The sequence below is a fragment of the Saccharothrix xinjiangensis genome (genome assembly GCF_039527585.1).
Taxonomy (GTDB): domain Bacteria; phylum Actinomycetota; class Actinomycetes; order Mycobacteriales; family Pseudonocardiaceae; genus Actinosynnema; species Actinosynnema xinjiangensis.
Map to the genome: position 1 here is coordinate 52,636 of NZ_BAAAKE010000003.1, position 22,096 is coordinate 74,731.

Below are 22,096 nucleotides of genomic sequence, written 5' to 3' on the forward strand. Positions count from 1 at the left end.
CGAGACAGTAGACGGGCGGGCCGGCGGCGCCACCAGGCGACTCTCCGGATCAGCCCGTCGCGCGCGGGGCGGTTCACCCCTCCCGCGCCCTAAGGTCGGTGGGATGGATCTCCTGGTGCCCCGGTACGGGGAAGGTTCGCTGTCGGACGTGGTGCCGTCGCTGCTGGCCGGGTTGGGGGTGCCGGGCGCGGTCGACGTGCTGGGCGTCTCCGGTCCCCCGCGGGTGTGCGTGCTCCTGGTGGACGGCCTGGGGTGGCGCTTGCTGCGGGAGCACGGCGACGACGCGCCGTTCCTGTCGTCACTGGCCGGGCGCGCGATCACGGCCGGTTTCCCGGCGACCACGGCCAGCAGCCTCGCGGCGCTCGGCACCGGCGCGCCGACCGGCGAGCACGGGGTGGTCGGCTTCTCGTTCGCCGAGGGCGGCGAGCTGCTGAACGCGCTGGGGTGGAGCCGGTACGACGCGGCCGAGCACGTGGACCTGCGGGAGTCGCTGGCGCCCGAAGCGGTGCAGCCGCGGCGCACCGCGTTCGAGGTGGCGGCCGAGGCGGGGGTGGCGGTGCGGCTGGTGCTGCCGCGCGAGCACCAGGGCAGCGGGCTGACCAGGGCGGTGCTGCGCGGCGGGCGGTTCGAGGCGGTGCTGGGGTTCGGCGACCTGGTCAGCCGGGTGGGTCACGCGCTGCGGTCGGCGGACCGGGTGCTGTGCTACGCCTACCACGGGGACCTGGACGCGCTCGGGCACGTGTACGGGCCGGGCAGCGAGCCGTGGCGGTGGCAGCTGCGGTTCGTGGACCGGGTGGCCGAGGCGATCGCGGCCGGGCTGCCGGACGGCGGGGCGCTGGTGGTGACCGCGGACCACGGCATGGTCACCGCCGGTGAGCGGGTCGACCTCGACGCGGTTGGCGGGCTGCGGGAGGGCGTGCGGGCGCTGGGCGGTGAGGCGCGGGTGCGGCACGTGTACACCTCCACCCCCGGTGAAGTGCGGGAACGCTGGTTGTCGGTGCTGGGTGAGAAGGTGTGGTTGGCGTCGCGGGCGGAGGCGGTCGCGGCGGGCTGGTTCGGGCCGCGGGTCGAGGAGCACGTGCTGCCGCGCATCGGCGACCTGGTCGTGGCGGCCCGGGACTCGCTGGTGCTGGTGCGCTCGGAGGTCGAGCGGTTCCAGACGGGGTTCACCGGGCACCACGGGTCGTTGACCGCTGTTGAGCAGGAGGTGCCGTTGTTGGTGGTGGGCAGCTGAGATCGGTGTGGCCGAGGTCGGGGTGGCCGAGGTCGGTGGACGCGGGCAGGCGGCGTGCTCGGGCGGGGTCGGCATAGCATCGCTTGTCGGTCCGCCGGGGCCGGGACGGAGGCGGTGAGTGGAGCGCGGGTCGCCCGTGGTGGACACGTCGGTCGCCGGGGTCGTGGCCGCCCGGTGGGGTGTCCGGCCGGAGCCCGCGATCGCGCGGTACGCCGAGCCCGGGTGGCAGCTGTCGCCCGTGCCCGTCAACCGGCCGTGCCCCCGCTGTGACGGCGAGCTGCACGGCCTGTACCGGGCGCACCCGCACCGGGGCAAGCACCAGCTCCAGGCCGCCGTGGCCTGCCCGGGGTGCCCGGCGACGTTCACGCTGCGCGAGCTGAGGCTGTCGCAGCGGTCGGTGCTGGGCGAGCTGCGCCCGGAAGCGGTGTCGCGGCGGATGACCGAGGACGCGCAGCTGGCGGCCCTGGCCCAGCCGGCCGTGCCGCCCGCGACCGAGGCGACCGGGCCGGGTCCCGGCTCCCGTCCCGCCCCGAAACCGCGCGCCAGGAGATCCGGCGCCGCCCCCGGCCCGGACGACCCTCCCGCGCCCCGCGACGCGCTCGCCCCGGCGCCCGACCACAGCTCCCCCGCCCACAGCCCTCTCGATCACAGCCCTCCAGGCCGCGGTCCCTCGGAAAACGGCCGGGCCGCCCCTGTGGCGACCCCCGAGCCGACCCCTGAGCCGACTCCCGAACCGCCGCCCGAGCCGACTCCCGAGCCGGTGCGCACCGGGCGGCGCGTCTCCACCGTCGCCATGGCGGCGCGCATCCGGTCGATCCTCAACGGCTCCGAGGCCGCGCCCGCCACCCGCGAGACCGACCTCCCCACCCTCCCGCCGGCGGCCGGCTCCCGACCGGTCTGGTGGCGCAAGACCGTCGACCCCGCCCTCGACGTCCCCGGGCTCCCGCCCGGCGTGGACGCCCGCGTCGTGCTGCCCGACCGGCCCGAGTTCGACGACCTGCGCGCCCGCCTGGACCGGGCCGGGGTGCCGCACCGCTCGATCCGGCACTGGCTGGAGCAGGAGGACGTGGCGGCCGACGCGGCGGCGGCCTGGTTGTCCGAGGTCGGCGGGGTGGTGCCGGAGCGGTGCGAGCCGGTGTCCGGTGAGGCCGCGCGGGCCGCCCGGCTGGCGTTCGAGGTGCTGTGGGACCTGCACGAGCCGCCCGGCGAGGTGCCCGCGCCCGTGCCGGTGGAGCGGCACGTGCCCGCCGACTGGGCGCGGTTCCTGCCGTTCCCGGTGCTCAACCCGGCGCAGACCCAGGCCGCGCCCCACCTGGTGGACGGCGACTCCCACGTGCTGATCACCGCGCCGACCGGCGCCGGCAAGACCGCGATGGGCATGCTGGCGGTGCTCAAGGCCATCCTGGAGGAGGGCCGCAAGGCCGCCTGGCTGGTGCCGCAGCGCTCGCTGACCGACGAGCTGGACCGGGAGCTGGAGGCGTGGCGCGCGCACGGCCTGCGCGTGGAGCGGCTGTCCGGCGAGTACGCGGTCGACGTGGAGGCGGTCAAGGCAGCCGACCTGTGGGTGGCCACCACCGAGAAGTTCGAGGCGATCTGCCGGGCCGCCTCGCTCCAGGCGGCGCTGGGCGAGGTCGGCTGCCTGGTCGTGGACGAGATCCACCTGCTGGGCAGCCCGGGGCGCGGCGCGCTGCTGGAGGCCCTGCTGGCCCGGGTGCGCGGCGCGGACTCGCCGGTGCGCATCATCGGCCTGTCGGCGACCGTGACCAACGCCGCCGAGGTCGCCGAGTGGCTGGAGGCCGAGCTGGTCACCACGACCTGGCGGCCCTCGCGGGTCACCTGGCAGCTGCCGACGATCCCGGCGGCCTCCGGGTTCGCCGCGAACAACCGGCAGCGCGAGCAGGTCGTGATCGACCTGACCCACCGGCACACCGCGGAGGGCGGCAGCGTGCTGGTGTTCTGCGGTTCCAAGCGCAACGTCCGGTCCACCGCCATGGCGATCGCGGCCGACCGCGGCGCGCCCGTGCACACCGTCGCCGCCGACGACGTGGACGGCCTGACGCGGGTGTGCGCGGACGTCGGCGTGCGGCTGCACTACGCGGACTACGAGCACAAGCACGCCGCCGAGCGGGCCTTCCGCGGGCGCCAGGCGGACGTGCTGGTGGCGACCTCCACCGTGGCGGCGGGCGTGAACCTGCCCGCGCGGGCCGTGGTCGTGCGGGACGTGTCGATCGGCGGCGAGCCGATGGACACCTCCACGGTCCTCCAGATGTTCGGCCGGGCCGGGCGGATCGGCGCGGGCGAGACCGAGGGCTGGTCCTACCTGGTGGTGGACGAGACGCAGCGCGCCGAGTGGCAGACCCGGCTGGTGGCGGGCTACTCGGTGTACTCGCGGATCCGCGAGTCGCTGCCCGACCACGTGCTGGCCGAGGTGCTCCAGGGCCGGATCCAGACCGCGGGCGACGCGCAGGCCTGGTGGGTGGAGACCCTGGCGCACGCGCAGGGCGACGACGACCTGGAACCGGTGCAGGAAGCGGTGTCGTTCCTGGTCGACGAGGGCCACCTGGCCGAGGTGGACGGCCGCCTGGCGATCACCGAGCTGGGCAGGCTGACCGCGCGGATGATGGTGTCCACCCACACCGGTCACCGCCTGCGCCGCACGCTCGACCTGCTGCCCGTGCCGCACGACCCGGACGAGGCGGAGACCGCGCTGAGCCTCGTGCTGTCGGTGGCGGTGCCGGACCTGGCGGGCATCCCGGTGCCCGAGCCGGTGCGGCCCGCGGTGGCCACGGTGATCAAGGCGGGCGGCCGGACGTCGCGGATCACCAGCACCACGTCGGTCAAGGGCCTCGGCTCGCAGGCGACCACCGCGCCGGGCGACCTGGCGTGGGCGGCGCTGCTGCTGGCGGCCCGCTCGCCGCACCTGTTCGACGCCTCCGGGTCGGGCCGCCGGGTCGCGGGCGGCATCCCGCTGACCACCCTGCACCCCGTGTACGAGCAGGCGCCGCGGTTCCTGGCGTGGCTGGCGGCGCAGGGCGCGCTGGGCTCGGTGCACCCGTGGATCGCCGTGGTGGCGGCGGACCTGGACCACCGCGTGCGCTGGCGCTCGCTGGTCCCGGCGCGCGGCGCGGGGCGGCTGCTGTGGATGTGCGAGGAGATGGCGACCCGCCCGCACCTGAGGACGCACGTGCCGGACCTGTGGCGCTCGGCGGTGGCGCGGGGCGTGCGGTCGCCGGACTGGCCGCCGGGCAGGTCGCCGGCGGGCTGCGTGCTGGACCACGCCGGGTACACCGCGCTGTTGCGCGAGCGCACCACCAACTACGTGCTGACCGCGCACGCGTCGGGCGCCGCCGCGACCGGGGGCACGGGCGCGTCGGTCGTCGCCTGGCGCGGCCGGGCGCGCACCGAGCCGACGACGTCCGCGTCGACCGTCGCCTACCCGGAGCCGGACGACGGCGCGGACCCGGGGGCGCAGGCCACCGGGGTCGCGGTGTTCACCCGGCGGGGCGACTACCGGGCGACCGGCTGGCTGGACGCCTACACGGCGGTGAACCCGCCCGAGGAGGCCCCGCCACCGAGCCGCCCGCGCCGGGGGCTGGGCGCGCGGCGCTGACCTGGGGTTGACCGGCCGGCCCTGGTCGCGGCGGCGGGCGTGGCGGTGGCGCGCGTGGCGGCAGCAGCGGCTTCCCGATCGCCACGGTGTCGGGCAAGCGCCGGGCCGCGAGGCGTCCCGGCGCGGAACCGGTGCGCTTCGTGATCTGGCAAGCCACGCCGGCCGGGGCAGAATGGTCCCCGTGACCTACCCGCCGGAACCCTGGGTGCTGCACGGCAATGCGTACGCGTCCCTGTGGCTGGCCGACGCGGCGAGGTTGCCGCCCGCGCCGATCCGCCCGGTCACCGTGCGGGGCCGCGCCGTGGTGGGCACCGCGTTCGTGGACTACCGGCCGCCCGGCCTGGCCTACCACGAGCTGGCGGTGGCGGTGCTGGTGCGACGGGGGTGGCGGCTCGGCGTGTCCGTCACCCAGATCTGGGTCGACAGCCCGGTGTCGCGGGCGGGCGGGCGCGAGCTGTGGGGCATCCCCAAGGAGTTGGCGACGTTCGACTCGCCGACCTCCGCCCACGACGACCGGGGTCCGATCGCCCACCTGGCCACCTCGTCGGCGCGCTCCGGGCTGCGGCTGCCGCTGGCGGCCTCGACCTGGCAGGTCCTCGGCGCGGCCCTGGCCCGCACACCGCTGCGCGCCACCGCCCGCGTGGCGCCGCTGCGCGCGACCTGGCGGGTCAACCCGGCGGGGCCGCTGAAGTGGCTGCCGGCCAGGCCGCTGGTCAGCGTCGCGCTGACCGGTCTGCGGCTGCGCTTCGGGCCGCGCGCCGCCTGAGCGCCGGGTCCGCGCGACCACGGCGAGGCGTCACCGGTGGGCTCCCCGAAAGCGCGGTGACGGCGTCCGCCACCGCGCTACGCTCCCCGCGACGTGGCCCCTCCGCGAGGGAGAGCACCATGCGAAAGCTGTTACCCGTGCTGGTCGCCGTCGTCCTGCCGGCGCTGTCCGCACCGCACGTCGAAGCCACGACGAGCCCGGACCTGGTCTGGTCGGACTGCCCGCCGCCGCCGGCGAACGTGCCGGACGACCCCCGGATGCGCTGCGCGACCCTGGAGGTCCCGCTGGACCACCGAGCCCCGCACGGCCGCACGATCGAGATCGCGATCTCGAAGATCGCCACCGCCGAGCCGGGCCTGCGCCGGGGCGTGCTGCTGCACAACGGCGGCGGGCCGGGGGCGCCGAGCCTGCACCTGCCCGCGGCGTACGCCACGCTGTACCCGCCCGAGGTGCTCGACCGCTACGACCTCATCGGCTTCGACCCGCGCGGTGTCGGGTACAGCGCGCCGGTGACGTGCGGGCGCACCGCCGACCAGTACCCGGTCGACCTCTACTTCCCCTTCCCCGCGCCGAACGGCTCGATCGACCGGAACGCGGAGTTCGCGCGGGAGCTGGCCCGCGACTGCCTGGCGCACGGCGGCCCGGTGATGCCGCACGTCACCACCGCCAACACCGCCCGCGACGTGGACCGGGTCCGCATCGCCCTGGGAGAGCGGAAGATCTCCTACAACAGCGGCTCGTACGGCAGCTACCTCGGCGCCGTCTACGCCACGCTGTTCCCCGACCGCACCGACCGGTTCGTCCTGGACTCCAACGCGGACCCCGACCGGGTGTGGCACGAGCAGTTCGCGCTGTGGGACCACGGCATGGAGCTGCGGTTCCGCGACATCGCGGCGTGGCTGGCCGAGCGCGACGCGACGTACCACCTCGGGACCACGCCGGCGCAGGTCCGGCAGCGGTACTTCGACACCGTCGCCGAACTGGACGCGAACCCGGCGCACCACCCGGCGGTCGGGCCCATCACCGGGAACGTGTTGCGCGCCATCGCCTTCGCGTACAGCTACCACACCGCCCTGTTCCCCACCCTGGCCGAGGTGTGGGTGTACGCGGACCAGGGCGGGGCCGCGCCCGAGGCGCCCGGCTCCCCCGCCGCGCCCGACCCGTCCCCCGCGCTCAACCCGGCCCCCGCACCCGACCCGTCCCCCGCGCCCGGCTGGCCCCCCGTGCCCGCCGACAACGTGCGCGCGTCCCAGCTCTCCGTGCTCTGCGGTGACACCCGGGCGCCACGGGACCTCGACCGGTACCGCCGGGAGGTCGCGGCGCACCGGGCCCTGTTCCCGGTGACCGGGGGCATGGGCACGAACGTCTGGCCGTGCGCCTTCTGGCACGACCCGGTCGAGCGCCCGGTCGAGGTGACCGACGAGGGTCCCGCCAACGTCCTCATGGTGCAAACCCTGCGCGACCCGGCCACCCCCTACCTCGGCGCGCTCGGCCTGAAGCGCGCCCTCGGCCAACGGGCCCGCCTGGTGACGGTGGACTCCGGCAACCACGGCGCGTACGACCCGTCCACGCCGTCGTGCGCGGTCCGCGAGGCGAACCGGTTCCTGGAGACCGGCGTCCTGCCCGCGCGGGACCTGTTCTGCGCGCCCGACCCGGCGCCGCCGGCCGGCGCCCCGATCAGCCCGCTGGTGTCCACCGCGCTGCCGAGCTGAACCACCCCGGCGGGGCAACCGCACCGCCGGGGTGATGACACGACCGGTGTAAATCGGCTGCGAGCGCCGGTGACCGCCTGCCACCCTCGTCACCATGCCCACGTTCGACGAGCTGGTCGCCGAAGGCGAGTCCGTCCCGACCGAGGGCTGGGACTTCTCCTGGTTCGACGGCCGCGCCACCGAGCAGCGCCCGTCCTGGGGCTACTCCGGGCTGCTCGCCGGGCGGATGGCGCGAGCCCGGGCGGCGCTCGACGTCCAGACCGGCGGCGGCGAGGTGCTGGCCTCGGTCCCGACCGCCCCGCCGGTGCTGGCGGCCACCGAGTCGTGGCCGCCGAACCTGGCGATCGCCCGCCGCAACCTGGCGGGGCTCGGCGCGACCGTCGTCCAGGTCGAGGACACGGCCGACCTGCCGTTCCCGGACGACCACTTCGACCTGGTGGTCAGCCGCCACCCGGTGACGACCCGCTGGGACGAGGTGCGCCGCGTCCTGCGGCCCGGCGGGACCTACCTGTCGCAGCAGGTCGGCGCGGGCTCCGTGCGCGAGCTGACCGACCTGATGATGGGCCCCCAGCCGGTCGACCCGGACCGGAGCGCGATGCGGATCGCGGGCGACGCCGAGGCGGCCGGGCTGGAGGTCGTCGACCTGCGCCAGGAGTCGCTGCGGATGGAGTTCTTCGACATCGCGGCCGTGGTCCACTTCCTGCGCAAGGTGATCTGGATCGTGCCCGGCTTCACCGCGGCCGACCACCGGGACCGGTTGGTCGAGCTGCACCGCTTCATCGAGCGCCACGGCCCGTTCGTGGCGCACTCCCAGCGGGTCCTGGTGGAGGCCCGGGAGAACGGCTAGCGCCAGACCGGCTCGTCCACCTCCACCACCCGGCCGTCCGGTGCGAAGTGCAGGTAGCGGTCGAAGTCGGCGGCGAACCAGCGGTCGTGGGTGATGGCCAGCACGGTGCCGGTGAACGCGCGCAGGCCGTGCTGGAGGGCGTCCGCGCCGGCCAGGTCGAGGTTGTCGGTGGGTTCGTCGAGCAGCAGCAGGGTCGCGCCGGACAGCTCCAGCAGCAGGACCTGCAACCGCGCCTGCTGGCCGCCCGACAGCTGCTCGAACCGCTGCCGCCACGACGGGGCCAGCTCGTAGCGGGCCAGCGCGGCCATGGCGTCGTCGCGCGCCAGGGCGTGGTCCCGCATCACGATGTCGTCGACCTGCCGGCCGTGCAGGTCGGGGCGGGCGTGGGTCTGGGTGAAGCTGCCGGGCGTGACGCGGGCGCCCAGCTCCACCGCGCCGGTGTGCGGCACGTCGTCCGCACCGCCCAGCAGCCGCAGGAACCGGGTCTTGCCGGAGCCGTTGGGCCCCAGCACGGCGATCCGCTCGCCGAACCACACCTGGAGGTCGAACGGCCCGGTCAGGCCGGTCAGCGCCAGGTCCGAGCACGTCAGCGCGCGTTTGCCGGTGCGGCCGCCGCGCAGGCGCACCCGGACGTCCTGGGCGCGCGGCGGGCGTCGCGGCGGCCCGGCCTCCTCGAACCTGGCCAGCCGGGTGCGGGCGGCGCGGTAGGCGGAGGACATCGCGTCGTTGCGCGCGGCGCCCTGCCGCAGCAGGTGCGCGGTGTCGCGCAGCCTGCGGTGCTCCTCCCGCCACCGCTTGCGCCGCTCGTCCAGGCGTTCGACGCGGTCGCGGCGGGCCTGGGCGAACGTGGCGAACCCGCCGCCGTGGACCCACACGTCCCGGTCCTCGACGGCCACGACCCGGTCGGCCGCGCCGGCGAGCAGCCACCGGTCGTGCGAGACCAGCAGGATCGTCTTGCGGCTCGTCCGCACCCGCTCCTCCAGCCACTCCTTGCCGGGCACGTCGAGGTAGTTGTCCGGCTCGTCGAGCAGCAGCACGTCGTCCGGGCCGCGCAACAGGGCCTCCAGGACCAGGCGCTTCTGCTCGCCGCCGGACAGGGTGGCCACGGGCCGGTCGGCGGCTTCGGCGAGCGGCAGGCCGAGCGCGGCGGTGGCGCAGGTGTCCCAGACGACCTCGATGTCGTAGCCGCCGGCGTCGACGTGCTCGGTGATCGCCTCGGCCAGGGCGAGCTGGGCGTCCTCCTCGTCGCGCTCGCGCAGCGCGAGTTCGGCCGCCCGGAGGGCCGCCGCGCTGCGCCTGATCCGTTCGGGCGCGACGGCCAGCAGCAGCCCGCCGACGGTGTCGCCGCTGATGAACTGCCGCATCACACCCACTCCGCCGCTGGTGGCGACCTCGCCCGAGGCCGGTCGCAGCTCGCCCGCGACGAGCCGCAGCAGGGTGGTCTTGCCCGCGCCGTTCGGGCCGACCAGCCCGGCCGTGACGCCGTCGCCGACGCGGAACGAGACGTGGTCGAGCAGCACGCGGCCGTCGGGCAGCGCGTAGGTCAGGTCGGACACCTCCACGTGCGCCACCAGCACCCCTAACGTTGGTCAGTCTCTCGAACGTTGGTCGAGAGTGCGAACAACGTACTACTGTGCGGGCCGTGGACGCGAAGGGGAATCGGGCGGGCGGGCGCGGGGGCCGGTCGGGCGGCGTGCCGGGCGAGGTGTGGCTGCGGGAGCCCAGGGCCCGCCGGGACGCGCTGACCCTGGACCGCATCGTGGCGACGGCCGTGGACCTGCTCGACGCCGACGGCGTGGCGGGCCTGACCATGCGGCGGCTGGCCGACCGCCTCGCCGTCGCGCCGCCCACGCTCTACTGGCACGTCAAGACCAAGGACGACGTGCTCGACCTGGCCGTGGACGCGATCTTCGCCGAGGTGCCGGTGCCGAGCGGACCGTGGCGGGACGCGGTGCGCGAGCTGGTGCTGGCCTGGCGGGCGACCATGCTGCGCCACCCGTGGTCACCGCCGCTGCTGGGCCGGCCGGCGCTCGGGCCGAACGTGCTGGAGCGCACGGAGTTCCTCCAGGGCGCGCTGGCGTCGGCGGGCTTCACCGGCGCGCACCTGGCCGCCGCCACGCACGGGCTGGCGAACTTCGTCATCGGCTCCGCGCTCACCCAGTCCACCTGGCACAGCCCCGAGGCGCTGGGCACGGCGCGCGCCCACCTGCGGGCGCGCGCCGACGACTACCCGACCCTGGTGGCCAACGACCACCTGGCCGACCAGGACTGGGACGCCCTGTTCGAACGGGGCCTGGACCACTTCCTGACCGGCCTGGCCCAGGGGATCGGGAGCGGCCCGGTCAGCTCTCCCCCGTGAACCGCGCGAGGCCGTCGAGCAACCGGTCCACCTCGGCGTCCGTCGTGTACGCCGCCAGACCGATCCGCAGCCCGCCCACGTCGCCCAAGCCCAACCACCGCGACGTCTCCACCGCGTAGAAGGACCCGGCGGGCGCGTTGACGCCCGACCCGGCCAGGAAGCGGTACGCGTCGACCGCCGAGCGGTCCTCGAACGTCACCAGCAGCGTGGGCGTCCGCCGCGCCGCCCGCGACCGCACCACCACGCCGGGCAGCGCGGCCAAGCCCGCCTCGACCCTCTCGCGCAGCCGGTCCTCGTGCGCGCCGACCTCCGCGAGCGACCGCGCCAGGCGCGTGCGCCGGTCGCCCTCCGAGGGGACGAGGTCGGCGATGAAGTCGACCGCCGCCGTGCAGCCGGCCAGCAGCTCGTAGGGCAGCGTGCCCAGCTCGAACCGCTCCGGCACCGCGTCCGACGACGGCAGCAGCTTGTCCGGCCGCAGCCGGTCGAGCAGCTCGGGCCGCGCGGCGACGACACCGCAGTGCGGTCCGAAGAACTTGTAGGGCGAGCAGGCGAAGAAGTCCGCGCCGAGCGCCGCGACGTCGACCGCCCGGTGCGCGGTGTGGTGCACACCGTCCACGTAGCACAGCGCGCCGCGCGCGTGGACCAGCTCGGTGATCGCGGGCAGGTCGGGGCGGGTGCCGATCAGGTTGGACGCCGCGGTCACCGCGACCAGCCGCGTCCTGCCCGACAGCACGGCGGCCACGTCGTCGGGCGCCAGCTCGCCGGTGCCCGGGTCGAACGCGGCCCAGCGCACCACCGCGCCGACCGCCTCGGCCGCCTGCACCCACGGCCGCACGTTGGCGTCGTGGTCGAGGCGGGTCACCACCACCTCGTCGCCGGGCTCCCAGGTCTTGGCCAGGGTGCGCGCGAAGTCGTAGGTCAGCTGGGTCGCGCTGCGGCCGAACACCACATCGGTCGGGTCGACGCCGAGCAGGTCGGCCAGCGCGCGGCGGGCGTCCAGCACGATCGAGTCGGCGGTGCGCTCGGCCGCGGTCACGGCGCCTCGGTTGGAGATGGAGGAGGTCAGCGCGTCCCGCACCGCGTCCGCGACCGCGGCGGGCACCTGGGTGCCGCCGGGCCCGTCGAAGTGGGCGATCCCGGAGGCGAGCGAGGGGAAGCGGTCGCGCACGGCGTCGACGTCGTAGGTCATGGTGTCCACTCTCTCCTATTGACAGCGAATGGACCTTCGGCCGACCCTATGGAAGCGCTCTCACGAATCGGTCTGGACCAGTTTCGTGAAGGCTCCGCCGCCCGTCCCTGAAACCCCGGGTGGCGGATGAACCCTGCCCTAGGAGTCAAGATGCGCACCCGAACAAAGCTGTTTAGCGCGCTCGTCGCCCTGGCGGCGGCCGGGACCGTGGCCGGGGCCCCGGCCCAAGCCGTCGGCCCCGACCTGCTGCCGCTCACCGTCACCAACAACAGCGGCCGGTCGGAGGCCGTCCACCTCTACGTCCTCGGCACCGACATCCGCAGCGGCCGGCTCGGCCACGTCAACCAGGGCGGCGGCTTCACGCCGTGGCCCGTCGGCTCCAACCCGCCCGTGCCCGCGCCGGACGTGTCGATCGCCGGTCCCGCGCAGGGCGGCAACGTGACGCTGCGCGTGCCGCGCTTCATCTCCGGCCGCGTCTACATGTCGTTCGGCGAGAAGCTGAAGTTCTTCCTCACCCCGGACGGCCTGGTGCAGCCCGCGCCGTGGGCGTCGGGCGACCCCAACCACGGCATCCTGTTCGACTGGAGCGAGTTCACCTACAACGACGCCGGCCTGTGGCTCAACAGCTCGCAGGTGGACATGTTCGCCGTGCCGCACGCGGTCACCGTGACCGGCGCGAGCGGCGTGACGAAGAAGACCGGCGAACTGGTCGCGAACGGCCGCGACAACGTGATCAACGGCGTCCGCGGCCAGGCCGGCTGGGGCAACTCGGTCGTCACCAGGTCCGACGGCACGGTGCTGCGCGTGCTCGCGCCGGGCAAGGCGGCCGACGTGGGCCTGTTCGACCGCAACTACCTCGACCCGTACATCACGCAGGCGTGGAACGCGTACACGTCCAAGACGCTGACCGTGGTGCCGTTCGGCGACCGCCCCGACGTCCGCTACTTCGGGCGGACCTCCGGCAACACCATGAACTTCACCAACTCCGCCGGGCAGCAGGTGGCGTCGTTCGCCAAGCCGTCCACCGCGAACGTCTGGGGTTGCGACGGCGCGCTGCACGCGCCCAACGACCAGGTGGTCGGCCCGATCGCGCGCACCCTGTGCGCCGCCCTGCACCGCTCCACGCTCGGCGTGATCGACACCCAGCCCGGCGGCGGCGCGGCCGACTTCTACAAGGGCGCGATCACCAACCACTACTCGCGGCTGGTGCACCAGAACATGGTGGACGGCAAGGCGTACGGGTTCGCGTTCGACGACGTGCAGGCGCAGGAGTCCCTGGTGCACGACGGCGACCCGCGGGCGGCCGGGATCGTCCTGACCCCGTTCACCGGTGGCGGCGGCACCACCCCTCCGCCCACCGGCGGCAGCATCGTCAGCAACTGGCACGACAAGTGCGTCGACGTGCCGAACTGGAACTTCACCGACGGGCAGCGCCTGATCGTGTGGAACTGCACGGGCGGGACCAACCAGCGGTGGGAGTTCACCGGCGGGACGGTGCGCACGCAGAACAACATGTGCATGGACGTGGCGTGGGGCTCGACCGCGAACGGGGCGGCCGTCCAGGTCGCGCGGTGCAGCGGCAACGCGGCCCAGCAGTTCGTCCTGTCGGCGGCGGGTGACCTGGTGAACCCGCAGGCGAACAAGTGCGTGGACATCGCGGACTGGAACCCGAACAACGACGCGGTGCTCCAGCTGTGGGAGTGCGGGGGCACGGCGAACCAGAAGTGGCGGCGCGGCTAGGTCGTCGAGCTCGGACTCGGGCTCGTCGCGGTGGTGTCACCGCGTCGAGCCCGGTCCAGCCGACAACCGCCCGGTCGCCTGCTTCATCGCTTGTCTCGTCGAGCGCCTGATCGACCGCTTCGGCGGGCGCTTCATCGGCTGCTCCGTCGGGCGCTCAGTCGACCGCTTCGTCCTCCGGGTCGCCGAGCGCCAGGGCGGCCAGGGTGTCGAGCGCCTGGGTCAGGACCTCGGCCGGGGTGGAGGCCAGGGCCAGGCGGACGGCGTTCGGCGCGTGACCCGGCACGACCGCGAACGCGGCGGCGGGCGTCACGGCGATGCCCCTCCTGCCGGCGGCGGCCACGAACGTCTCCGCCCGCCACTGCTCCGGCAGGCGCCACCAGCAGTGGAAGGCGCCCGGGTCCGAGCGGACGTCGAAACCGGCGAGGTGGTGGCGGGCCACCTGCTGGCGCTGCGCGGCGAAAATCCTTTTTCGGTCCACTATGGACTGAACGGTGCCGTCCGAGATCCAGGCGGTGGCCGCGGTCACGGCGAAGCGCCCCGCCGTCCAGCTGCCGGAGCGGGCGGCGGCGGCCACGCGGTCGACCAGGTGCGCGGGCGGCACCACGAAGCCCAGGGTGAGACCGGGGGCCAGGCGCTTGGACAGGCTGTCCACCACGGTCGTGCGCTCCGGCGCGAGGGGTGGCGGGCCGGGGCCCAGGAACGCGTAGACCGCGTCCTCGACCACCTGCGCGTCCAGGTCCCGCACCGCCCGGGCCAGCTCGGCGCGCCGGTGCTCGGGCGCGGTCGTGCCGAGCGGGTTGTGCAGCACCGGCTGGAGGTAGAGCGCGCGGACGCCGCTCGCCCGCACGGCCTCCGGCAGGACGCCGGCCTCGTCCACCGGCAGCGGCACGAGCGTGACGCCCAGGCGGGTCGCGATCGCCTTGACCGCGGGATAGGTGACGGCCTCGACGCCGAGCCGGCCGCCGACCGGCACCAGGGCCGCCACCGCGGCGGCGATCGCCTGCCTGCCGTTGCCGGTGAGCACCACGCGTCGCGGGTCGGGCGCCCAGCCCTCGCGGGCCGTCGCGCGGGCCACCGCCTCGCGGGCCCGGGTCGTGCCGCGCACGCCGATCGGCGTCATCGCCTCGGCGAAACCGCGGTCGACGAGGTCGTGGAGGGCCGGTGCGAGCAGTTCGGCCTGCTCGGGCAGGACGCAGGTGTTGAACTCCAGGTCCACGCGGGCGTCGGCCGGTTCGGCGAGCGCCGTCTCGACGGGAGGCGTCCCGGCGCGGACGAACGTCCCCCGCCCGACCTCGCCGACCGCCAGGCCGCGCCGGACCAGTTCGCCGTACGCGCGGGCCGCAGTGGACACGGCGATGCGGTGGGTGCGGGCGAACCGGCGCTGGGGCGGCAGGCGGTCACCCGGCTTGAGCGCGCCGCCCGCGATGTCACGCGCGAGCCGGTCCGCGATGTCCCGGTAGTCCACAACACCTCACATTGCACCGAGAGCATTGTTTTGATTGCACCGAGATAATGCGGTTCCTAGGCTGGGGACGTCAACCGGAGCGGGGGTCCTCATGCGGGTGAACGACATCGATGTCGCCTACGACGACAAGGGCGGCGGCACGCCGGTGCTGCTGGTGCACGGCCACCCGTTCAACCGCTCGATGTGGCGGCCGCAGGTCGAGCGGTTCAGCGAGGTATATCGTTTTATCGTGCCGGACCTGCGCGGCTACGGCGAGACCCGGCTCCCGGTCGACGAGACGGGCGCGGTGCCGGACAAGACGCCGTTGAGCGCGTTCGCCGACGACCTGGTCGCGCTGCTCGACGGGTTGGGGTTGGAACGCGTGGTGCTGGGCGGGTTGTCCATGGGCGGGCAGATCGCCATGGAAGTGCACCGAGCCCACCCGGACCGGATCAGTGCAATGATCCTCGCGGACACCTCCCCCGAGGCCGACACCCCCGCCGGGCGGCGGACCAGGCGGGCGGTGGCCGAGCGCCTGCTGCGCGAGGGCCTCGCCCCGTACGCCGACGAGGTGCTGGACAAGATGATCACCCCGCGCAACGTGCGCGACCTGCCCGAGGTGGCGGCGCACGTGCTGCGGATGATGCGCGGCACGTCGCCCGGAGGCGCGGCCGCCGCGCTGCGCGGGCGGGCCGAGCGACCGGACTACGCGGAGTCGCTGGCGGAGGTCTCCGTGCCGGTGCTGGTGGTGGTCGGCGCGGAGGACGAGTACACGCCGGTCGAGGTGGTGCGGGACATGCACGCGGTGATCCCGGGCTCGACGCTCGCCATCATCGACGGAGCGGGCCACCTGCCGAACCTGGAGCGGCCGGAGGCGTTCAACGAGGTGGTGGGGCGGTTCCTCGCGGAGGTGCTGTGACGCCCGGCCCCCCGGGCTGGGACCCGGGCTGGGACTCGGACCCGGACTCGGGTCAGGGCATCAGGTAGCCGGGCAGCTGCTGGTGGAAACCGGTTGTCGGGCGGGGCGGCGCGGTGTCGAACTGGCCGGAGAAGGCCCAGGCCGTGCCCACGGCCGCGATCACCGCCGCACCCGCGACCACCAGCTTGGCCCACGACGTCGACACCGGCCTGGTGACCTCGGTGTCCGGCTCGACGGCGAACACCGTCGTCAGCTGGGTCGGCGTGCGCAGGAGGGCCGCGCACTCGGCGGTGGTGGGGCGCTGGCGCGGCGACAGGGCCGTCATGCGCCTGAGCAGTCGGGCGAGGTCGGTGGGCAGGTGGCGCGGGATGTCCGGGGGTCGGTGCAGCCGCGCGACCGCGGCCTCCACCTGGCTGCCCTGGTACTCGCGCCGCCCGGTCAGGCACTCCAGCAGGACGAGGCCGAGCGCGTAGACGTCGGCGGCCGGGCCGACGTCCTCGCCGCGCACCTGCTCGGGGGCCAGGTAGGCGGCGGTGCCGACCACCTGGCGGGCGTTGGTCAGCCTGGTCGAGCCCGCCGAGCGGGCCAGGCCGAAGTCGGCCAGGTAGGGGATGCCGTCCTCGTCGAGCAGGATGTTGGACGGCTTCACGTCGCGGTGCACGACTCGGTGCTGGTGCACGTGGGCGAGGGCGTCGGCGAGGAGCGCGCCGAGCGCCCGCGTCTGCCTGGAGGTGAGGGGGCCGCCGGCCAGTTGCTCGCGGAGCGTGGGGCCGTCAACCAGTCGCAGGACCACGAACGACGTGCCGTCCCACTCCCCCGCGTCGTACACGGAGACGAGACCCGGGTGCGACAGACCGGCCAGGGTGCGCACCTCGTTGTCGAACCGGCTGCCCGCGACCAGGTCCTCGCCCCGGAACACCTTCACCGCGACGTACCGGCGCAGCACCACGTCCCAGCCCCGGTAGACCTCGGCCATGCCGCCCGTGCCCAGCTTCCCCACCAACCGGTAGCGACCCGCCAGCACCTGGCCACCCGCATTGCCAACCACGTGGACAGCCGTGCGATCGGCCACGCGGTCGACCACGTGATCGACCACCTGATCGGCCACGCGGTCGTCGGTGGGCAGCGACACGGCCTCGCCCCTCTGATCGACTGGTCCTGACGCCACCGGTTTCCCGACGGTTGACCTGGACAAACCGAGGAAGCCGATTCGAGACACCCGCCGGCCGTGACACCGATCTCATCGGAGGAACGTGACGCCGATCTCACCGAGAAGGGGGAACGCGCATGACAGGGCGGGGAGATGAGGACAGGGCGGGAGGCAAGGACAAGCCGGCCGGGTGCGGACGAGCCAAGCGCCGATGAGCCGAGCGCGCACAGGTCCGGTACGGGCAGATCGGCGTGGGCAGATCGGCGTGAGCAGTCCCGGGTCGGCAGTCCCAGCGCGGGCAGTCCCAGCGCGGGCAGTCCCAGCGCGGGCGGGCCGGTGGTCGGTTGGTGGTGAGCGTTGGCCCGCCGACCCGCCGGCCCGCTAACCCCTGGCCTCTGCCCCGTGGGCTCGCCGGCTCATGGGCCCGTCACAGCCCGCTGGTCCGCCAGCCGCCGGCCCGTCACAGCCCGCCGGCCCGTCAGCTCGTCAACGCGGCACGGCGGACTCCGGTGGTGCCGAGACCTGCGGTGGTGAGACCTGCGCCGCCCCGCTGCTCTCCCCGCGCCAGCACGACGCCTCCCCGGGACAGCTGCGCAGCAGCTTCACCTCGGGCGGCGAGGTGATGCGCTCCGGCGGTTCGACGGCTCCCCCCGGCCACTGGAGCGAGATCGCCATCGACGACACGTTGTTGTCGTACGACTTCTCCACCAGCGAGCGGTCGCCGTTGACGACGTTCAGCACGTCGTACACGCCCGACTTCACCCGGGTCAGGTCGAGCCACTGGAAGTCGACCGTGTACCGGTAGTCGTCGCCGTACCCCACGGAGATGCCCTCGACCACCTCCAGCGCCTCGGGCGCGTGGTGGCCGCAGCGGTTCTGGCGCAGGTAGTCCGCCAGCCTGCCCTCCGGCGTGCCCAGGTCGCCCGGGCTGTGCGGCAGCCCGTCCCGCAGCGGGTAGCGGTCGCCCAGGCAGAAGCCGGTCTTGCGGTCGGCCACCACGACCCGGCCGTCGGGCGTGCGCAGCTGGAAGTGCTCGAAGCCGAGCAGGTGCCAGTGGGTGTGCGCCGGGGCGGGCTCGTAGTACAGGGTCGCCGGGATCGGGTTCTGCGCCGCCTGGTACGAGGCCGGGATCGAACGGTCCACAGAGGACTGGAAGGCCTGTCGCGCGGTCATGGTCCGCGTCCGCTCGTCCGGGCGGCTGCCGTAGATGAGCAGCGGTCCCTCGCCGACGTTGTCGGCCGCCGTGGTGAAGCGCAGCCGGACCGCCGCGCCCTCGCCGCCGCACGGCCCGTTGGGCGACGCCGCGTCGGCGACCACGCACACGTCCCAGTCGGTGCAGCGCGCCGGGTCGCCGGTGTGCCCGCCCGCGCACCCGATCGGCGCCTGCCTCAGGTCCGGCAGCAGGTGCGCGTCGCCCGCCCGCGCGTTCGATGGCCCCATGAGCGCCGCGACGAGCACCGTCGTGGCGAGCAGGGGCACGTGTCTGCGCATTTCTCCTCCTCGGTTGCGGGGACGGATGTGTCCACTCGAGAACCTAATGAGGTACCCCGACAAAATCGGCCGCACACCGCCGATTTTCACTCGATCGACTGAGACACAAGGGAATCCGACCGCCGGGACTCTAACCTTCTCCGCGATCGCGCCCCGGCGGGGCGACCGCGACTGGAGGTGGGTCAGATCGACACGGGAGCGCCCGGCGCCGTCACGATGGTGTGCGGCACGAGGCCGGAGCTGATCAAGCTGGCGCCGTTGATCCAACTGCTCGGGCAGGCGGCCACCGTCGTCTACACCGGGCAGCACTACGACGCCGCGATGTACCACCGCATCCGCCGGGACATCGGTTGTCCGGGCCGGTTCCACGAGCTGGCCGTCGGCGGCGCGCGCCGGGGCGCGCAGCTCGGCTCGGCGGTGGCCGCCGTGGACGACGTGCTGGCCCAGCACCCGGCGCGGGCGGTGATCGTGCAGGGCGACACGACCTCCGCGCTCGCGGGCGCGCTGGCCGCCAACGCCAACGAGGTGCCCCTGGTGCACGTCGAGGCGGGCCTGCGCAGCTACGACCGGGCGATGCCCGAGGAGCACAACCGGGTGGCCATCGACCACCTCGCCGACCTGTGCTGCGCGCCGACGCCGCTCAACCGCACCAACCTCCTCGCCGAGGGCGTGCCCGACGAGCGCATCGCGATCACCGGCAACACCGTGGTCGAGGCGCTCGTGACCGCCCTGCCCGGCCGCGAGGAGGAGGACGTCGTGCTGGCCGCGCACGAGCTGCGGCCGGACGGCTACGTGCTGGCCACCGTGCACCGCCCGGAGAACGTGGACGACCCGGCGAACCTGGAGACCATCCTGCGCGAGCTGCGCCACCTGCCGCTGCCGGTGGTGCTGCCGCTGCACCCGCGCACCGCCAAGCGGGTCGAGGGCTTCGGCCTGGGCGGCCTCCTGACGGGGCTGAAGGTCGTGGAGCCGCAGGCGTACCCGGCCTTCCTCGCCCTGGCCCGGTGCGCCGCGGTGGTCGTCTCCGACTCCGGCGGCATCCAGGAGGAGGTGAGCGTGCTCAAGCGGCCCGTCGTCGTGGTGCGCCGCAGCACCGAGCGGCCGGAGATCGAGGGCACGTTCGGCACGCTGGTCGCGCCCGGCGCGGGGGTGCGCGCCGAGGTGCTGCGGTGGCTGGACGACGTGCCCGGCCACCGGGAGCGCCTGGAGCGCATCCCCTCCCCTTACGGCACCGGCTCGCCGTCGACCCGGATCGCCGCGGCGCTGCGGCGGCTGGTCGGCGACGAGCGGGTGCTCAGCCCGGAACGGGTCGTGGTGCCCCCGCCCGCGTCGCGGCCACGCGGTTCGCGAGTCCCACGCTCGAATTCCAGCTCGTGACGTCCGGGTACACGTGGGCGGTGGTCGCCAGCAGCAGCGGGGTGCCGGCGACCACCACGGGCGGCCTGAGCGCCAGGTAGCCCAGCGGGTGCACGGGCTCCACGAACGGGGCCCGGAACACCCGCACGTCGTCGACGTCCTCGCGGCGCAGGCCGGGGTGCAGGGCGAGCAGCTGCGCGGTCCAGCGCTCGGCCACCGCGGCGTCGCCCTCGGCGAACAGCGCGGAGCCGCGGTCGGTGTAGCGCATGGCGTACACGAGGTGCCGGCCGTCGTAGGGCCCCACGCCCGCGAGCGGGGTCATCTGCACCAGGCCGTCGAAGTCCGTGCCGGAGCGCACCACGGGCGTCCAGTAGTGGCCCGACAGCGGGCGGCGCAGGAAGAACAGCGCGTTGACCACGCCCTGGTAGGGCAGCTCCACGTCGGGCAGGCGGGGTGCGAGGTCGTCGTCGGCGACCTGCCGCAGCTGCGGCAGCGGCAGCGTCGAGATGACCCGGTCGGCGGTCAGCACCTCGTCGGGCAGCTCCAGCCGCGCGCCGCCGGCGACGCCGATCCGCCGCACGGGCGCGTTGAGCCGCACCACGCCGCCGTTGTCCTCGATCGACGCCCTGAGCGCGTCGATGACGGCCCGGTACCCGCCTTCGGGGTAGCCGCGCACCGAGACCGCGCCCTCGCGGCCCAGGCGCTGCCACAGGTACAGGGCCGGCACGTCGCCGAAGCGCTCGCCGAACTTCGCGCCGAACAGCGGCGCCAGCAGCAGTTCCCACACGCGGTCGCCGTACAGGCCGCGCAACCAGTCCTCGGTGCGGGTGGTGTCGAGGTCGCGGCGGCGGCCCAGGCGGCGCAGCAGCAGCGTGACCACGCCGAAGCGCACCCGGTCGACGAGGCTCAACGGGGTGAAGCGCAGCAGGTCCAGGGCCGTGTTGAACGGGTGGTGGCGGCCGGACACGACCATGCCCATCCGGGTGCGCTCCCACCTGATCGAGTGGCGCAGGCCGAGTTCGTCGAGCAGGCCGAGCAGGTGGTCGTCGGTGGGCATCACGCAGTGGTAGAACCGCTCGACCCACCGGTCGCGCCAGGGGAAGAACGTGCCGAGGCCGCCGAGCCGGTCGCTGCCCTCCAGCAGGGTCACCCGGGCGCCCGAGCGGGCCAGCCGGTGGGCGGCGGCCAGGCCGCAGATGCCGCCGCCGACGACCACGACGTGCTCGTCCCGCGGCGTCGCGGTCGCCATCACAGGGCCCGGTGCGGCGCGGGCGCGAGGCGGTCGCGCGCCAGCAGCTTCAGGTACTGCCCGACGGTCCGGGCGATGCGGATCTTGCTCGCGCCCCGCTTGCGGTCGTAGCGCAGCACCAGCGGCACCTCGGCCACCACGGGGCGGCAGTGCCGCAGCTTCAGCAGCAGCTCGACCATGCAGGCGAACCCGCGCTCCTCGATCAGCCGCTCGCCCCAGTGGCGGGCGGCCCGCGCGAGCAGGTCGGCCCGGTAGGCGCGGAACCCGCTGGTGAAGTCGCGCACGCCGTCGACCCGCACGAGCCGCCGGAACAGCACCGCCGCGCCGCGCGACAGCAACCGGCGCAGCGCGGGCGCGGTGGCGTCGTCGCCGCCGTCGACGAAGCGGGAGCAGATCACCACGTCCGCGCCCGCCTCGATCTCCTCGCGCAACCTGCGCAGCAGGCCCGGGTCGTGGGTGTCGTCGGCGTCCATCACGACGACGACGTCGCGCTCGGTGGCCTCCGCGAGCGCGGCGCGGAGCCCGGACTGGACGGCCTGGCCGAGGCCGAGGTTCACCGGGTGGCTGACGAGCCTGAGGTCCAGGCCCGGCACGCCGGCGGCCACCACCTGGGCGGTGCCGTCGGACGAGCCGTCGTCCACGACCCAGGCGGTGAGCTGCTCGGCGAGGGCGACGTCCGCGAGCCGGCTCAGCAGCGGCGGCAGGGACTCGGCTTCGTTGTAGGCGGGCAGCACGACGTGGGAGCGGGCGAGGGAACGGACCGGTGCGCCCTGTTCCGGCGCGGTGCGCACAGCGCCTTCATCGACGGTCAAAGGGCCCCATTTCACTGGAGGGCGGATGTCGGTCCAGAATTATCCGCCTGTGCGCCACCACCCGATCCGGCCACCCCGCGCGTTTCGGGTCGCACGGCAGGGCGAATGAGCTGAGACAATACCAACCAATGAGATCCGATAAGGGGAAACGTGGTTCCCGAAAGACTGAATTAACCCGGAGAGGGCTGACCGAATCAACACCGAGTAACCAGAACTTC

At 74.6% G+C, this 22,096-nt stretch carries 16 protein-coding genes; 9 read left to right on the forward strand and 7 right to left on the reverse strand.

The features are described from left to right. Window positions 1–103: 103 nt before the first annotated feature. From ABD223_RS08540 to ABD223_RS08560, 5 genes are all read left to right on the forward strand, one after another. Window positions 104–1,234 (forward strand): alkaline phosphatase family protein, encoded by a 1,131-nt coding sequence (locus ABD223_RS08540; protein WP_344035444.1) that lies wholly within the window; start codon window positions 104–106, stop codon window positions 1,232–1,234. Window positions 1,235–1,352: 118 nt separating this feature from the next. Continuing rightward, the gene (locus ABD223_RS08545) at window positions 1,353–4,844 is read left to right on the forward strand and encodes a DEAD/DEAH box helicase (RefSeq protein ID WP_344035445.1); all 3,492 of its coding nucleotides are present in this window, start codon (window positions 1,353–1,355) and stop codon (window positions 4,842–4,844) included. Window positions 4,845–5,016: 172 nt separating this feature from the next. Then, window positions 5,017–5,610: an acetoacetate decarboxylase family protein gene (locus ABD223_RS08550; protein WP_344035446.1), complete on the forward strand. Its 594-nt coding sequence runs from the start codon at window positions 5,017–5,019 to the stop codon at window positions 5,608–5,610. A gap of 119 nt (window positions 5,611–5,729) precedes the next feature. Then, window positions 5,730–7,322 (forward strand): alpha/beta hydrolase, encoded by a 1,593-nt coding sequence (locus ABD223_RS08555; RefSeq protein WP_344035447.1) that lies wholly within the window; start codon window positions 5,730–5,732, stop codon window positions 7,320–7,322. Between the two features lie 94 nt (window positions 7,323–7,416). Next, window positions 7,417–8,169: a class I SAM-dependent methyltransferase gene (locus ABD223_RS08560; protein WP_344035448.1), complete on the forward strand. Its 753-nt coding sequence runs from the start codon at window positions 7,417–7,419 to the stop codon at window positions 8,167–8,169. Here ABD223_RS08560 and ABD223_RS08565 read toward each other — a convergent pair. After that, entirely contained in the window at window positions 8,166–9,740 is a 1,575-nt protein-coding gene (locus tag ABD223_RS08565) for an ABC-F family ATP-binding cassette domain-containing protein (RefSeq protein ID WP_344035450.1), read from the reverse strand. The two genes, ABD223_RS08560 and ABD223_RS08565, sit on opposite strands and share 4 nt — an antisense overlap. A 71-nt stretch (window positions 9,741–9,811) precedes the next feature. Here ABD223_RS08565 and ABD223_RS08570 point away from each other — a divergent pair, with 71 nt between their 5' ends. Beyond that, window positions 9,812–10,528, forward strand: a complete 717-nt coding sequence (locus ABD223_RS08570; RefSeq protein ID WP_344035451.1) for a TetR/AcrR family transcriptional regulator C-terminal domain-containing protein — start codon at window positions 9,812–9,814, stop codon at window positions 10,526–10,528. Here the strand turns inward: ABD223_RS08570 and ABD223_RS08575 are convergent. Next, window positions 10,512–11,717, reverse strand: a complete 1,206-nt coding sequence (locus ABD223_RS08575) for a cysteine desulfurase-like protein (RefSeq protein WP_344035452.1) — start codon at window positions 11,715–11,717, stop codon at window positions 10,512–10,514. The two genes, ABD223_RS08570 and ABD223_RS08575, sit on opposite strands and share 17 nt — an antisense overlap. A gap of 150 nt (window positions 11,718–11,867) precedes the next feature. Here ABD223_RS08575 and ABD223_RS08580 point away from each other — a divergent pair, with 150 nt between their 5' ends. Continuing rightward, entirely contained in the window at window positions 11,868–13,457 is a 1,590-nt protein-coding gene (locus ABD223_RS08580; protein WP_344035453.1) for a glycoside hydrolase family 64 protein, read from the forward strand. Window positions 13,458–13,611: 154 nt separating this feature from the next. Here the strand turns inward: ABD223_RS08580 and ABD223_RS08585 are convergent, their stop codons facing one another. After that, window positions 13,612–14,922, reverse strand: a complete 1,311-nt coding sequence (locus ABD223_RS08585) for an aminotransferase-like domain-containing protein (protein WP_344035454.1) — start codon at window positions 14,920–14,922, stop codon at window positions 13,612–13,614. A 91-nt stretch (window positions 14,923–15,013) separates the two neighbouring features. Between ABD223_RS08585 and ABD223_RS08590 the strand changes: the two genes are divergently transcribed. Next, entirely contained in the window at window positions 15,014–15,820 is an 807-nt protein-coding gene (locus ABD223_RS08590) for an alpha/beta fold hydrolase (protein ID WP_344035455.1), read from the forward strand. A gap of 52 nt (window positions 15,821–15,872) precedes the next feature. Here the strand turns inward: ABD223_RS08590 and ABD223_RS08595 are convergent, their stop codons facing one another. Both ABD223_RS08595 and ABD223_RS08600 read right to left on the reverse strand, forming a co-directional pair. After that, window positions 15,873–16,952, reverse strand: coding sequence for a serine/threonine-protein kinase (locus ABD223_RS08595; protein ID WP_344035456.1), 1,080 nt, complete (start codon window positions 16,950–16,952; stop codon window positions 15,873–15,875). A gap of 504 nt (window positions 16,953–17,456) precedes the next feature. Then, on the reverse strand, window positions 17,457–18,461 hold the full coding sequence (locus tag ABD223_RS08600) for a lysyl oxidase family protein (RefSeq protein ID WP_344035457.1): 1,005 nt from the start codon (window positions 18,459–18,461) through the stop codon (window positions 17,457–17,459). Window positions 18,462–18,638: 177 nt separating this feature from the next. On the opposite strand from ABD223_RS08600, the gene wecB reads away from it, so the two are divergent. Next, entirely contained in the window at window positions 18,639–19,838 is a 1,200-nt protein-coding gene (gene wecB, locus ABD223_RS08605) for a non-hydrolyzing UDP-N-acetylglucosamine 2-epimerase (RefSeq protein ID WP_344035458.1), read from the forward strand. Here the strand turns inward: wecB and ABD223_RS08610 are convergent. Together ABD223_RS08610 and ABD223_RS08615 are read right to left on the reverse strand one after the other, a co-directional pair. Further along, window positions 19,756–21,066 (reverse strand): FAD-dependent oxidoreductase, encoded by a 1,311-nt coding sequence (locus ABD223_RS08610; protein WP_344035459.1) that lies wholly within the window; start codon window positions 21,064–21,066, stop codon window positions 19,756–19,758. The two genes, wecB and ABD223_RS08610, sit on opposite strands and share 83 nt — an antisense overlap. Then, on the reverse strand, window positions 21,066–21,857 hold the full coding sequence (locus ABD223_RS08615) for a glycosyltransferase (RefSeq protein WP_344035460.1): 792 nt from the start codon (window positions 21,855–21,857) through the stop codon (window positions 21,066–21,068). Before ABD223_RS08615 ends, ABD223_RS08610 begins: the two co-directional genes overlap by 1 nt. Between the last annotated feature and the right edge of the window lie 239 nt (window positions 21,858–22,096).

Coding starts and splice junctions, on each gene's coding strand:
- ABD223_RS08540 (WP_344035444.1), top strand. CDS start 104: ATGGATCTCCTGGTGCCCCGGTACGGGGAAGGTTCGCTGTCGGACGTG.
- ABD223_RS08550 (WP_344035446.1), top strand. CDS start 5,017: ATGGTCCCCGTGACCTACCCGCCGGAACCCTGGGTGCTGCACGGCAAT.
- ABD223_RS08555 (WP_344035447.1), top strand. CDS start 5,730: ATGCGAAAGCTGTTACCCGTGCTGGTCGCCGTCGTCCTGCCGGCGCTG.
- ABD223_RS08560 (WP_344035448.1), top strand. CDS start 7,417: ATGCCCACGTTCGACGAGCTGGTCGCCGAAGGCGAGTCCGTCCCGACC.
- ABD223_RS08575 (WP_344035452.1), bottom strand. CDS start 11,717: ATGACCTACGACGTCGACGCCGTGCGCGACCGCTTCCCCTCGCTCGCC.
- ABD223_RS08580 (WP_344035453.1), top strand. CDS start 11,868: ATGCGCACCCGAACAAAGCTGTTTAGCGCGCTCGTCGCCCTGGCGGCG.
- ABD223_RS08590 (WP_344035455.1), top strand. CDS start 15,014: ATGCGGGTGAACGACATCGATGTCGCCTACGACGACAAGGGCGGCGGC.
- ABD223_RS08600 (WP_344035457.1), bottom strand. CDS start 18,461: ATGCGCAGACACGTGCCCCTGCTCGCCACGACGGTGCTCGTCGCGGCG.
- ABD223_RS08610 (WP_344035459.1), bottom strand. CDS start 21,066: ATGGCGACCGCGACGCCGCGGGACGAGCACGTCGTGGTCGTCGGCGGC.